This is a genomic window from Pantoea sp. X-Soil-YNGN-775, assembly GCF_059730575.1.
The window spans coordinates 1,014,118-1,027,665 of sequence record NZ_AP035945.1; the positions used below are offsets into that span (position 1 = coordinate 1,014,118).

Here is a 13,548-nt window from a genome sequence, read left to right on the forward strand (position 1 = left end):
AAAGAGTTGGGCGGCATTCATGCAACGCATTGTGTTATTAACCCTCGGCTGGCTGGCGATTGTGCTGGGAACCCTGGGCATTGTATTACCATTATTACCTACCACGCCATTTATGCTATTGGCCGCGTGGTGCTTTGCCCGCTCCTCGCCGCGCTTTCATCACTGGCTGCTGTGGCGCTCGCCGTTTGGCCGTTATCTGCGCCACTGGCAGCAGCATCGCGCCATGCCGCCGGGGGCCAAAGGGCGGGCTATCTGCATGATTGTGGTGACCTTTGCGATTTCTATCGCGCTGGTCTCACTCTGGTGGGTGCGGATTATGCTGTTGATGATGCTGGCGGCACTGCTGCTGTTTATGTGGCGAATACCGGTGGTGGCAGAAACAGCGGACGCGCCGCCGCCGCCGCGATAAAGTTGCATTTATCCGGTCATTTGCTTAGATTTGGGCGTCTTCGTGCGTGGCTTCCCTTTGTGAATTGACTTCCGCTGAGCCTTTTACCAGGTATTGGCGCTATTGAAGCTGCGCGAAACAGAATTTTTTACCAGGCGTATCATTATGACCGACACTGCGCAGCAGCTTGAATTGATTAAAAACAGCATCAAAAGCATTCCTGATTATCCCAAGCCGGGCATCCTGTTCCGTGATGTCACCAGCCTGCTGGAAGATCCTAAAGCCTATGCCGCCTCTATCGCGCTGCTGGTGGAGCGCTACCGTGACAAAGGCATCACCAAAGTGGTGGGCACCGAAGCACGCGGTTTCCTGTTCGGCGCGCCGGTGGCGTTAGGTCTGGGCGTGGGCTTTGTTCCGGTGCGTAAGCCAGGCAAGCTGCCGCGTGAAACCTACAGCGAGTCTTACGAGCTGGAGTACGGCACCGATCGGCTGGAACTGCATAAAGATGCGATTCAGCCTGGTGACGTGGTGCTGGTGGTGGACGATCTGCTGGCAACCGGCGGCACCATTGAAGCGACCGTTAAGCTGATTCGTCGCGCAGGCGGTGAGGTCCGGGATGCCGCTTTCATTATCAACCTGTTCGATCTGACCGGTGAAACGCGCCTGAAAGCCCTTGGCGTTGAGAGCTACTGCCTGGTCAATTTCCCCGGCCATTAAGCCCTTTTTTCGGCCTTGCCAGGCGGCAGGGTCGTCACGCCTGCTCGTTCAAGATAACGAGTGCCAGGCAAAAGCGTAGCTGGTAGACTACTGCAATCCTGTACAGGGGTTGCAGAGCGTCTGCGCTCATCTTTTCCATCCAACTTCGTCGAATCCACATGAGCTATCAGGTACTTGCGCGAAAATGGCGTCCCCAGGCTTTTGCTGATGTTGTCGGTCAGGAACACGTTCTGACGGCGCTGGCGAATGGATTGTCTCTGGGACGTATCCACCATGCTTATCTCTTCTCCGGCACACGCGGCGTAGGGAAAACCACCATTGCGCGTCTGCTGGCCAAAGGCCTTAACTGCGAAACCGGTATCACCGCCACGCCATGTGGTCAGTGTGATAATTGCCGGGAGATTGAGCAGGGCCGTTTTGTCGATCTGATTGAGATCGATGCCGCGTCGCGTACAAAAGTCGAAGACACCCGCGATCTGCTCGATAACGTGCAGTACGCACCGGCGCGCGGCCGCTTCAAAGTCTATCTGATTGATGAAGTGCACATGCTGTCGCGTCACAGCTTCAATGCGCTGTTGAAGACGCTGGAAGAACCACCATCACACGTTAAATTCCTGCTGGCGACCACCGATCCGCAGAAGCTGCCGGTGACTATCCTGTCTCGCTGCCTGCAGTTTCATCTCAAAGCGCTGGATGTCGATCAGATCCGCCAGCAGCTTGAGCATGTTCTGCAGCAGGAGCAGATCGACAGCGAAACGCGGGCGCTGCAATTGCTGGCGCGCGCGGCTGACGGCAGCATGCGTGATGCGCTGAGTCTGACCGACCAGGCGATTGCGATGGGGCAGGGCGCAGTGACCAGCACCACGGTCAGCGCCATGCTCGGCACGCTGGATGACGAACAGCCGCTCGGCCTGCTGGAAGCGCTGGTTGACGGCGATGGTCAGCAGGTGATGTCGCTGCTGAGTCAGGCCGCATCGCGCGGTGTGGAGTGGGAAGCGCTGCTGGTTGAAATGCTGCGCTTACTGCACCAGATTGCCATGGTGCAGCTGTTGCCAGCCTCGCTGAATGACGACGACGAAAGTAACGCGCTCAGGCTGCGTGAACTGGCACGCGTGGTGCCGCCAGCCGATCTGCAGCTCTACTATCAGACCTTGCTGATGGGCCGTAAAGATCTGCCGATTGCGCCAGATCGCCGGATGGGCGTTGAGATGACGCTGCTGCGGGCGCTGGCCTTCCACCCTAAAGCCGCAGTGGCGGAACCGATTGCCCGGCCGACGTTAACGCAACAGTCGGCCCCGGCCGCGCCGGTGGAACACGCGTCGTCGCAGGGAATGGCACCCTCGGCTCCGCCGGCTGGCCGGCCAGTAACCGCGCCGTCGTCTTCCGCGCAGGCTCAGCCGCCAGCCCGGCCAGCCGCCTCCGCGCCGTCGCCGGTCGCCGCGTCGCCCAGCCAGCAGCAGGTTGCTGCGCAGCCGCAGATGGCCGCGCCCGATGCTGCGCCGCAGGCTGCGACGCCACAGCCTGCCGCGGATAATGCCCTTTCCAGTTCCACCAGTCAGCTCCTGCAGGCGCGCACCCAGCTGTTGCGTCAGGGAGCGAACAAGCCAAAAAAGAGTGAGCCGGCGGCGCCAGGTGCGCGGCCGGCCAACTCCGCGCTGGAGCGGCTGGCCTCGGTTACCGAGCGCAGCCAGCAGCGTATCCGCGAGCGTGAGCCTGCTGCGCCGGTAAAAGAAGAGGCGTATCGCTGGAAGGCGCAAACCCAGCCGGTGGTGGTGGCGGAACCGGTTGCCACGCCAAAGGCCTTGCGTTCTGCGCTGGAGCATGAGAAAACCCCTGAGCTGGCGGCGCGTCTGGCGGAAGAAGCGCAGCAGCGCGATCCGTGGGCGGCTGAAATTGCTTCGCTGCCGCTGCCTAAACTGGTGCAGCAGCTGGCACTGAACGCCTGGAAAGAGACCACCGAAACCGGTGTCTGTCTGCATCTGCGTTCCAGCCAGCGCCACCTTAATTCGGCATCTGCTCAGCAGGTGTTAAGCGCCGCCCTGAGTGAGGCTGCCGGGCAGGCAGTTGAACTCTCGGTGGTTGAAGACGATAATTCATCGGTGTTGACCCCACTTGAGTGGCGTCAGGCCATTTACGAAGAGAAACTGGCGCAGGCGCGTCAGTCGATCACTGGCGATACCCACATTCAGACGTTACAGCGGTTTTTCGATGCCGATCTGGATGAAGAGAGTATCCGACCTGTTTGAACACGCTGCCGCTATCTCAACGATAGCGTTGTGGCCTCAGCTGAGAGAGAAAACTATGTTTGGTAAAGGCGGATTGGGCAACCTGATGAAACAGGCCCAGCAGATGCAGGACAAAATGGCCAAGGTTCAGGAAGAGATCGCCGCGCTGGAAGTGACCGGTGAATCAGGTGCAGGTCTGGTGAAGGTCACCATTAACGGTGCCCACAACTGCCGCCGCATCGAGGTCGATCCCAGCCTGCTTGCGGATGACAAGGATATGCTGGAAGATCTGATCGCTGCGGCGTTCAACGATGCCGCACGCCGCATCGATGAAACCCAGAAAGAGAAGATGGCGTCTGTCTCCTCCGGCATGCAGCTGCCACCAGGCTTCAAGATGCCGTTCTGATGCAAACCAGCCCACTGCTTGAATCATTGATGGAGTCGCTGCGCTGTCTGCCCGGCGTTGGGCCGAAATCGGCGCAGCGCATGGCTTTTCAGCTGCTGCAACGCGATCGCAGCGGCGGGATGCGCCTGGCGCAGGCACTGACCCGGGCGATGTCGGAAATCGGCCACTGTGCCGATTGCCGTACCTTTACCGAGCAGGAGATTTGCACCATCTGCGCCAATCCACGGCGTCAGCAGAATGGTCTGATCTGCGTAGTAGAGAGCCCGGCGGATATCCACGCCATTGAGCAAACGGGCCAGTTTGCCGGCCGTTACTTCGTGCTGATGGGGCACCTGTCGCCGCTTGACGGCATTGGCCCGGCCGATATCGGTCTGGATCGCCTTGAGCAGCGACTGGAAAGCGAAACCATCCAGGAAGTCATCCTCGCCACCAACCCGACGGTGGAAGGGGAAGCGACTGCGAACTATATCGCCGAGCTGTGCGGTCAGTATGGCGTAGACGCCAGCCGCATCGCGCACGGAGTGCCGGTTGGCGGTGAGCTGGAAATGGTCGATGGCACCACGCTCTCCCATTCGCTGGCGGGCCGCCACAAGATTAAATTTTAACCACTTGCCGGTGTTGTGACAGACACCGGCTTGAAAACCTCGCCGTCATCCCCACATCAACCTCAACGTTTGTTCAACCTGTTTTGTTGAGGTAGCAATGACCATGAAAGGACAAGAGACCCGTGGCTTTCAGTCGGAAGTAAAACAACTTCTGCACCTGATGATCCATTCTCTCTATTCAAACAAAGAGATTTTCCTGCGTGAGCTGATTTCCAACGCCTCGGATGCGGCAGACAAACTGCGTTTCCGCGCGCTGTCGGATGCCAGCCTGTATGAAGGCGACGGTGAACTGCGCGTCCGTCTCTCTGTTGACAAGGACAACCGCACCCTGACCCTGAGCGACAACGGTATCGGTATGCGCCGTGATGAGGTGATTGAGAACCTCGGTACCATCGCAAAATCGGGTACTAAAGCGTTTCTTGAATCGCTGGGCTCCGATCAGGCGAAAGACAGCCAGCTGATTGGACAGTTCGGGGTGGGCTTCTACTCTGCCTTCATCGTGGCGGATAAGGTCACGGTGCGGACCCGTGCGGCCGGTGCCTCGGCTGACGAAGGCGTATTCTGGGAATCAGCGGGCGAGGGTGAATATACCTTAGCGGAGATTGAGAAAGCCGACCGCGGTACCGAAATCACCCTGCATCTGCGCGAAGGCGAAGATGAATTCCTCGACGCGTGGCGCGTTCGCAACATCATCAGCAAATATTCCGATCACATTGCGCTGCCGGTTGAAATCGAAAGCAAAGATGAAGAGAGCGACAGCACCCACTGGGAAAAAATTAACAAAGCCCAGGCGCTGTGGACCCGCAACAAGTCTGAGATCAGCGACGAAGAGTACAACGAGTTTTACAAGCACATTGCCCATGACTTCAGCGATCCGGTCGCCTGGAGCCACAACCGGGTGGAAGGCAAGCAGGAATACACCAGCCTGCTCTACATCCCGGCGCGCGCACCGTTCGACATGTGGAACCGCGATCACAAGCACGGCCTGAAACTTTACGTGCAGCGCGTCTTCATTATGGACGACGCCGAACAGTTTATGCCGAACTATCTGCGCTTCGTCCGCGGTTTGATCGACTCGAATGACCTGCCGCTTAACGTCTCCCGTGAGATCCTGCAGGATAGCCGGGTCACCCAGAGCCTGCGCGGCGCACTGACCAAACGCACCCTGCAGATGCTGGAAAAACTGGCGAAGGACGACAGCGAAAAATACCAGACATTCTGGAAAGAGTTCGGTCTGGTGCTGAAAGAGGGCCCGGCAGAAGATCACGCTAACCAGGAAGCGATTGCGAAACTGCTGCGTTTTGCCACCACTCAGAGCGAAGGCGCGGCGCAAACCGTTTCGCTGGAGGATTACGTCAGCCGGATGGTGGAAGGTCAGGAGAAGATTTACTACATCACCGCAGACAGCTATGCCGCCGCGAAGAGCAGCCCGCACCTGGAGCTGTTCCGTAAGAAAGGCATTGAAGTGCTGCTGCTCTCCGATCGCATCGATGAGTGGATGATGAGCTACCTGACTGAGTTCGACGGTAAAACCTTCCAGTCGGTGAGCAAAGCGGATGATTCGCTGAGCAAACTGGCCGATGAAGAGACCGAAGAGCAGAAAGAGGCGGAAAAAGCGCTGGAGCCGTTTGTTGAGCGGGTGAAAACCCTGCTGGGCGAGCGGGTGAAAGAGGTGCGTCTGACGCATCGTCTGACCGACACGCCAGCGATCGTCACCACCGATGCCAACGAAATGACCACCCAGATGGCGAAGCTGTTTGCCGCGGCCGGTCAGGAAGTGCCGGAAGTGAAGTATATCTTTGAGATCAACCCGGATCATTCGCTGGTGAAACGCGTGGCGGACACTCAGGATGAAGCGCGCTTCGGCGAGTGGATCGAACTGTTACTCGATCAGGCGCTGCTGGCAGAACGCGGCACGCTCGACGATCCAAACCAGTTTATCCGTCGCATGAATCAGCTGCTGACGGCATAACGAAAAAGCCGGTGATCATCACCGGCTTTTTTTATGGCTGCGCGGCCTCACGCAGCCAGTCCCGAAACAGACAGATTTCCGGCTCAGGATGGCGGCTGTGTCGGGTCAACATCCAGGTCGCACGTTCGACGCGAACAAACCCCAGCGGCGCGATCAGCGTGCCATCCTCCAGCTCCTGCCGCACCAGCAGATGGGGCGCCATTAACACGCCCAGCCCACTGCGCGCCGCCTGGATACCCAGAGTCAGACTATCGAAATGCTTACCGCCGCTAAAGTTGCCGCTGATACCGGTTTTTTCCGCCCATTCTGACCAGGCGTGCAGCCGCGTATCGGCGTGCAGCAGCGGCAGGGCGCGCAAATCGTTGCCGCTCTGCAACTGGTGGGCAAACTGCGGCGCGCACAGCGGACCAATCTCATCCTGGCTGATCAGCATGGCGTCAATGTCGCTCTCGGGGCGCGCGCTGTGGCTCAGAATCAGCACATCGACATGTTCACTGCGCAGCTGCGCCAGATCCGTCAGCGGCTGGAAACGGATCTCAATCTCGGGATAGCGCTGGTAAAAGCTGGCGATGCGTGGAATCAGCCACTGTGACAAAAAGCTCGGGGCGCAGGAGACGCTGATATACTGGCGCAGGCCGGTGCGGATGGTTTCACAGCTGCTGCGCAGTTCACTGAACGCCTGCTGACAGCTCAGCAGCAGACGTTCACCGTGTGAGGTTAACTTCACGCGGCCGTTGCTGCGGACAAACAGCGGTTTGCCCATCCAGCTCTCCAGCTGCCGTATCTGATGGCTGATCGCACTGTGCGTGACGTGCAGGCGCTCCGCCGCCACGCTAAAGCTGCTGTGTAATGCCGCCTGGTGAAAATAGTGCAGCGCCCTCAGCGGTGGCAGTCCGGTCATCCTCATCCCCTGTTTAAAAATCTAACAAGGATTGTTCATTTATATCATTTTAAAGTCCAGCCGCATTGACCTACTCTACAGGGCAGATTCTGGCGGGTTGACTCAGCATACTATCTGTGTGTTCCCCTGATATTCCGCCGCACGTCACCTTCTCTTATGCCGCACTACAACCAAAACGAGACGCTCATGGCATACGCTCCATCTCCCTCTGCCACGCCGTCAGAAACGCGCGACCGTTTGCGCCTGGCACTGTCCCGTTTTTACAAGCTGGAGCAGTTTGATCTCTTCTTCGCCCCTTCGCTGCATGTGGCGCGGGTGCTGCTGTCACAGCTGTTTCTTCGCCAGGAGCAGGCGCGCAATCAGACACGCTACGCCTCACACTATCCGGTGACCGAACTCAACGTTCTGCCGGCGATCCCGCTGATGGCCGGCAACATCATGCTGGTGCCGCACGTCGATTTGCCCAACGCGCGGGTTCGCCCGCTGCGCGATTGCCAGAATCAGGGCGTCACTGAGGCGAGCGAAAGCTTTGCCAGCGTGCTGCACCATAATCTGATCGATGATGCGCATCTGTTTGTCACCCGGCTGGATCGTCACGCCGAGATCTGTGGCGATCTGGTGCTGGTGGCGCTGCGAACCTGTGATTTCAGTACGCTGGTGCGGAGCGAACTGCGCCTGTTTGAACAGGGGCTGAGTCTGACGGCTGTCGACGCGGCGCTGCGCCGTTTTGACGATCCACAGTGGCGGCCGTATAACGCCGCGACCGTGGATGCACTGTCGCTTCCCGGCCCGCTGTCACTGCACTCCAGCCATCAGCCCGGCTTGCCTTTTGCCAGCTTTAACCTGCCGCCGGCGATCATCACCACCCTGTGTGACGCGGATGATGTGGTGAAATGGCCACAGCAGGCGCGGCTGCAGCTTAACGCCAACGTGCGCGGCAGCGGCAAAAAGAGCATCAATATGACCCACCAGCTGGGCAAGCGATTGCAGACCTTATTGGGGTGCGGCGGTAAATCTGAAAAAGGCGCGGGCCGCTCGACAGGCGCTGCTATCGGGCCGGAAAGGCAGTAGAGTAGACGGGTGCGATCCGCGCCCTTCCTTGTGATGAGCGGGTCATAATGGTATGTTCTTCGCCTTCTCAGATAGATCAATGCGATTCGCAAGGGGATTTACGCAATGCGTATTATTCTGCTCGGAGCTCCGGGCGCAGGTAAGGGGACTCAGGCCCAATTCATCATGGAGAAATATGGCATTCCGCAAATCTCCACCGGCGACATGTTGCGTGCAGCGGTAAAAGCAGGCAGCGAGCTGGGCAACCAGGCGAAAGCCATTATGGATGCCGGCAAACTGGTAACCGATGAGCTGGTGATTGCGCTGGTTAAAGAGCGTATCACTCAGGAAGACTGCAAAAATGGTTTCCTGCTGGACGGTTTCCCACGCACCATTCCTCAGGCGGATGCGATGAAAGAAGCCGGGATCACCGTTGATCACGTGCTGGAGTTCGCCGTACCGGACGAACTGATCGTTGAGCGTATCGTCGGCCGTCGCGTTCATACCCCATCTGGCCGGGTTTACCATGTCACCTTCAATCCACCGAAAGTGGAAGGTAAAGATGACGTTACCGGTGAAGAGCTGACCACCCGTAAAGACGATCAGGAAGAGACCGTGCGTAAGCGCCTGGTGGAATACCATCAGATGACCGCACCGCTAATTGCCTATTACAGCAAAGAAGCGGAAGCCGGTCACACCGCCTATCACAAAATCGACGGCACCCGTAAAGTGACCGAAGTGAGTGCCGAGCTGGCGAAGATCCTCGGCTAAGCACCCTGGGGCCGGTATTACTGGCCCCTTTTGCAGTAATTGCTTTTACCTCCCACTAATTCCGCTACAATTTCCTCGTTTTCACGCATCCCCGTCGTCATCAAGGAATCACAATGAGGCAAGATAAGCCCGGCGTGTTACTGGTTAATTTAGGTACGCCAGACGCCCCAACCACACCTGCTGTTAAACGCTACCTGAAACAGTTTTTAAGCGATCCTCGCGTGGTCGATACGCCGCGCTGGCTCTGGTGGCCGATCCTCAATGGCGTGGTGCTGCCGTTTCGCTCGCCGCGCGTCTCTAAGCTCTACGCCTCGGTCTGGATGGAAGGTGGTTCGCCGCTGCTGGTTTACAGCCAGCGTCAGCGTGATGCGCTGGCGGCGCGCGTCGATATGCCGGTTGAGCTTGGCATGAGCTACGGAAATCCCAGCATGAAAAGTGCGGTAGATAAGCTGATGGCGCAGGGCGTAACGCGCCTGATCGTGCTGCCGCTCTACCCGCAGTTCTCCTGCTCGACCGTGGCGGCGGTGTGGGATGGTTTAACCGCGGTATTCAAAGATTACCGTTCGTTGCCTGAGGTGCAGTTCATCCGCGATTACGCCGAACATCCGGCCTATATCGCCGCGCTGAAAGCGTCAGTAGAGCGCTCTTTCGCGCAGCATGGTCAGCCCGATCTGCTGGTAATGTCGTTCCACGGCATCCCGCAGCGTTTCGCTAATGAAGGCGATGACTATCCTCAGCGCTGTGCCGATACCACTGCGGCACTGACCAAAGCGCTGGGTCTGCGTGACGACCAGTTTATGCTGACCTTCCAGTCGCGTTTCGGCCGTGAACCCTGGCTGATGCCTTACACTGACGAAACCATGAAAAGCCTGCCGGCCAAAGGCATCAGGCATGTGCAGGTCATGAGCCCCGGCTTCTCTTCAGACTGTCTGGAGACGCTGGAGGAGATCAGCGGTGAAAACTGTGAAATCTTCATGCACGCCGGTGGCGAAAAGTTTGAGTACATTCCGGCGCTCAACGCCGACGAAGCCCACATCGACATGATGGTGCAGCTGGTCAACGCACGCCGTTAAATCGAAGGCAGAGAGTGTGATATCATTCTCTGCCTGTTTTTCCAGACGGCACTCCCGATGAAATTTCCCGGCAAACGCAAATCCAAACACTACTTCCCGGTCAGCGCACGCGATCCCCTGTTACAACAGCCTGCTCAACACGATGTTGACGCGGGAAGCTGGGTAGTCGGCATCGATCAGACGCTGGTCGATATCGAAGCGAAAGTCGATGAGGCTTTCCTGACCCGTTATGGCCTGAGTGCCGGTCATTCCCTGGTGATCGACGATGCCGTCGCGGAAGCGCTCTACAACGAACTGATGCGCGATGCGCTGATCACCCACCAGTTTGCCGGTGGCACCATTGGCAACACGCTGCATAACTTCTCGGTGCTGGCCGATGATCGTTCAGTGCTGCTGGGCGTGATGTGCAACAATATCCAGATCGGCGGCTATGCCTATCGCTATCTGTGCAATACCTCCAGCCGGATGGATCTCAACTATCTGCAGGGGGTTGATGGTGCGATTGGCCGCTGCTTTACGCTGATTGGTGAGAATGGCGAGCGGACGTTTGCCATCAGCCCGGGCCAGATGAATCAGCTGCAGCCCGATAACGTGCCGGAGTCGGTGATTGCCGGTGCTTCAGCGCTGGTGCTGACTTCTTACCTGGTGCGCTGCGCTGAGGGTGAACCGATGCCGCAGGCCACCTTACGGGCGATCGAATACGCCAAACGTCATAATGTGCCGGTGGTGCTGACGCTCGGCACCAAACACGTGATTGGCGATAATCCCCAGTTCTGGCGCGACTTCCTGCGCGAACACGTCACTATCGTGGCAATGAATGAAGAGGAAGCTCTGGCGCTGACTGGCGAAGCCGATCCGCTGCTGGCCTCGGATATGGCGCTGGAGTGGGTGGATCTGGTGTTGTGCACCGCCGGGCCGACCGGCCTTTACATGGCTGGCTATACCGAAGAAGAGTTCAAACGTAAAACCAACCATCCGCTGCTGCCGGGTGCCATCGCCGAGTTTAACCAGTATGAGTTCAGCCGGGTCATGCGCCAGCAGGATTGCCAGCAGCCGCTGCGGATTTTCTCGCACATTGCGCCTTACATGGGCGGACCGGAGAAGATCATGAACACCAACGGTGCCGGGGATGGCGCGCTGGCGGCGTTGCTGCATGATATTACCGCCAACAATTACCATCGCCTCAACGTGCCCAATTCCAGCAAGCACGCCCGCCCTTATCTGACCTATTCATCGCTGGCACAGGTGTGTAAATATGCCAACCGCGTCAGTTATCAGGTTCTGAATCAGCATTCGCCGCGTTTAACCCGCGGGTTGCCGGAGCGGGAAGACAGTCTGGAAGAGTCTTACTGGGATCGTTAAGCAGCCCGCCACAGGATGTGAAGACAGCTGAAACTCAAATAAGGCTGAATCTGGCAGCAATGGATTAGCTCAACGCGCAGGGTACAGGGTCAGAAGAGGAAAGCCGCCCGCCGCCCGGATAAAAAGGCCGGGCGAGTCAGGAATTGGCTTTTACGTCTTTCCGATCTGACCGCGTTCCCTGTGCTGGCACGCTCTCACCGCTCTCCGGGCCTGACTGAATCAACGCACCACGTCGCAGGCCTGTAAATCTTCGCCCTGAGTCATCTCATCCTGCAAAATCTGCAGCATGCTGCTGGCAATTTCACGCTCGCCCATCACCACCCGGGTTGCACCGCGCTCCATGATATATTCCACTTCATCGTCGTAATGCGCCCGGGCGATGATCTCAATATTCTGGTGCTTCTCACGCGCGGCGGTCACGACTTCACCCGCTTCATAGCCATTCGGGATGGTCAGCAACAGCCAGCGGGCGCAATCCAGCCGCGCCAGCTCCATGGTTTCAGTCCGGGCTGCATTGCCCAGCACCGCTTTAATGCCTTGTTCACGTAGCGCTTCGACGCGTGGACGGGAATTCTCCACCACCACCAGCGGCACGTTAGCCTCAATCAGCTTCTGGCCAATCAGGCTGCCGACCCGGCCATAGCCGACGATGACCGCGTGATTGCAGAACTCCACCGGGATCTGCTTCTCTTCCTCGATCGCCTCTTCCAGCGTCTGCTCTTCCATGGTTTCGGTTTTCGCCAGAAAACGCTCCAGCAGGGTAAACAGGATCGGGTTGATCATGATCGACAGGATAGCCGCCGCCAGCACCAGATTGCGGCCTTCATTGCTCAGCAGGCCGAGCGAAATGCCAAGTCCGGCCAGAATAAAGGCGAACTCGCCAATCTGCGCCAGGCTGACCGAAATGGTTAAGGCGGTGCGGCGGGAGTGGCCCAGCAGCGTCACCAGCAGCCAGGCAGCAACGGATTTACCCACCACGATAATCACCAGCGCACCCAGCACCGCCAGCGGCTGCGTCACCAGAATCGCCGGGTCAAACAGCATGCCGACCGAGACGAAGAACAGCACGGCGAAAGCATCGCGCAGCGGCAGGGTATCGCGGGCAGCGCGGTGGCTCAGTTCAGATTCGTTCAGCACCATCCCGGCAAAGAAGGCGCCGAGCGCGAATGAGACATCGAAGAATTCAACCGCGCCAAACGCAATCCCCAGCGCCAGCGCTAACACCGCCAGCGTAAACAGTTCGCGTGAGCCGGTGGCGGCGCTGCGGGCGAGGATCCACGGAACGGCACGCCGTCCGACCACCATCATCAGCACCATAAAGGCGGCCACTTTACCGATGGTCCACAGCAGGTCCCACGCCAGCAGTCCGGCGCTGGCGTTACCCTGTTCCATCATGCCAGCAATCGCCGGCAGCAATACCAGCGTCAGCACCATCACCAGATCTTCAACAATCAGCCAGCCAATAGCGATCTGGCCGCGCTGGCTATCAATTAACTGACGCTCTTCTAACGCCCGCAGTAACACCACGGTACTGGCGGTGGAGAGACAGAGGCCAAACACCAGGCCGGTCATCCACGACCATCCCAGCGTCCATGACAGACCCATTCCCAGTAACGTCGCAACCGCTATCTGTGCGACCGCACCGGGAATGGCGATCGACTTTACCGACATCAGGTCCTTTAACGAGAAGTGCAGGCCAACGCCAAACATCAGCAGAATCACCCCCAGCTCCGCCAGTTCCGGTGCGAGGTTAGTATCGGCGACAAAACCTGGCGTAAAGGGACCCGCCAGTACGCCGGCCAGCAGGTAACCGACCAGCGGTGAAATGCGCAGGCGGTTCGCCAGCATCCCAAGGAGAAATGCCAGAACCAGTGCCCCGACAATGGTGGTGATCAACGGTGTGGTGTGATGCATGCCTGTCTCCTTGTATGCAAATGTATCCGCTTGTAACAAATAAGTTTAATGCAAATCAGGCGCTTTCGCTGACCATTTTGCGGAAAGAGCAGAATAAATCAGTTAAATGAGAGAAAAACGTAGCCGAAAGTCTGTTTTGATTGCTTATCGTTAATATCGGCTGC

General features: G+C 58.1%; 12 protein-coding genes and 1 other annotated feature. Of the genes, 10 read left to right on the forward strand and 2 right to left on the reverse strand.

The features are described from left to right. The first annotated feature begins 19 nt into the window (after positions 1–19). The 6 genes from AC6I8I_RS04635 (at position 20) to htpG (ending at position 6,313) form a co-directional block, all read left to right on the forward strand. Positions 20–409, forward strand: a complete 390-nt coding sequence (locus AC6I8I_RS04635; protein ID WP_312758255.1) for a DUF454 family protein — start codon at positions 20–22, stop codon at positions 407–409. Between the two features lie 144 nt (positions 410–553). Next, positions 554–1,105 carry an adenine phosphoribosyltransferase gene (gene apt / locus AC6I8I_RS04640; protein WP_312758254.1) on the forward strand — a complete coding sequence of 184 codons (552 nt, stop codon included), beginning with the start codon at positions 554–556 and terminating at the stop codon, positions 1,103–1,105. A 158-nt stretch (positions 1,106–1,263) separates the two neighbouring features. Next, entirely contained in the window at positions 1,264–3,351 is a 2,088-nt protein-coding gene (gene dnaX, locus AC6I8I_RS04645) for a DNA polymerase III subunit gamma/tau (protein WP_497828366.1), read from the forward strand. Continuing rightward, positions 2,693–2,754, forward strand: a sequence feature (DnaX frameshifting element). (Overlaps the previous gene by 62 nt.) 55 nt (positions 3,352–3,406) lie before the next feature. After that, the gene (locus AC6I8I_RS04650; protein ID WP_159860346.1) at positions 3,407–3,736 is read left to right on the forward strand and encodes a YbaB/EbfC family nucleoid-associated protein; all 330 of its coding nucleotides are present in this window, start codon (positions 3,407–3,409) and stop codon (positions 3,734–3,736) included. Next, entirely contained in the window at positions 3,736–4,341 is a 606-nt protein-coding gene (gene recR, locus AC6I8I_RS04655; protein WP_031377861.1) for a recombination mediator RecR, read from the forward strand. Before AC6I8I_RS04650 ends, recR begins: the two co-directional genes overlap by 1 nt. A gap of 97 nt (positions 4,342–4,438) precedes the next feature. Then, positions 4,439–6,313 carry a molecular chaperone HtpG gene (gene htpG / locus AC6I8I_RS04660; protein WP_312053447.1) on the forward strand — a complete coding sequence of 625 codons (1,875 nt, stop codon included), beginning with the start codon at positions 4,439–4,441 and terminating at the stop codon, positions 6,311–6,313. 31 nt (positions 6,314–6,344) lie between these two features. Here the strand turns inward: htpG and AC6I8I_RS04665 are convergent, their stop codons facing one another. After that, complete coding sequence (locus AC6I8I_RS04665) at positions 6,345–7,214, reverse strand: LysR substrate-binding domain-containing protein (protein ID WP_312053449.1); 870 nt, start codon at positions 7,212–7,214, stop codon at positions 6,345–6,347. Between the two features lie 186 nt (positions 7,215–7,400). On the opposite strand from AC6I8I_RS04665, the gene AC6I8I_RS04670 reads away from it, so the two are divergent. From AC6I8I_RS04670 to AC6I8I_RS04685, 4 genes are all read left to right on the forward strand, one after another. Further along, a complete protein-coding gene (locus AC6I8I_RS04670) occupies positions 7,401–8,285 on the forward strand; it encodes a DUF6024 family protein (RefSeq protein ID WP_497819707.1) in 885 nt (294 codons plus the stop codon). A 105-nt stretch (positions 8,286–8,390) separates the two neighbouring features. Beyond that, the gene (gene adk / locus AC6I8I_RS04675) at positions 8,391–9,035 is read left to right on the forward strand and encodes an adenylate kinase (protein WP_031376054.1); all 645 of its coding nucleotides are present in this window, start codon (positions 8,391–8,393) and stop codon (positions 9,033–9,035) included. Positions 9,036–9,148: 113 nt separating this feature from the next. Further along, positions 9,149–10,108 carry a ferrochelatase gene (gene hemH, locus AC6I8I_RS04680; protein ID WP_312053453.1) on the forward strand — a complete coding sequence of 320 codons (960 nt, stop codon included), beginning with the start codon at positions 9,149–9,151 and terminating at the stop codon, positions 10,106–10,108. 57 nt (positions 10,109–10,165) lie between these two features. Continuing rightward, on the forward strand, positions 10,166–11,470 hold the full coding sequence (locus tag AC6I8I_RS04685; RefSeq protein WP_312053455.1) for an inosine/guanosine kinase: 1,305 nt from the start codon (positions 10,166–10,168) through the stop codon (positions 11,468–11,470). 219 nt (positions 11,471–11,689) lie between these two features. Here the strand turns inward: AC6I8I_RS04685 and ybaL are convergent, their stop codons facing one another. Then, positions 11,690–13,384, reverse strand: coding sequence for a YbaL family putative K(+) efflux transporter (gene ybaL, locus AC6I8I_RS04690; protein WP_312758250.1), 1,695 nt, complete (start codon positions 13,382–13,384; stop codon positions 11,690–11,692). Positions 13,385–13,548: the final 164 nt, after the last annotated feature.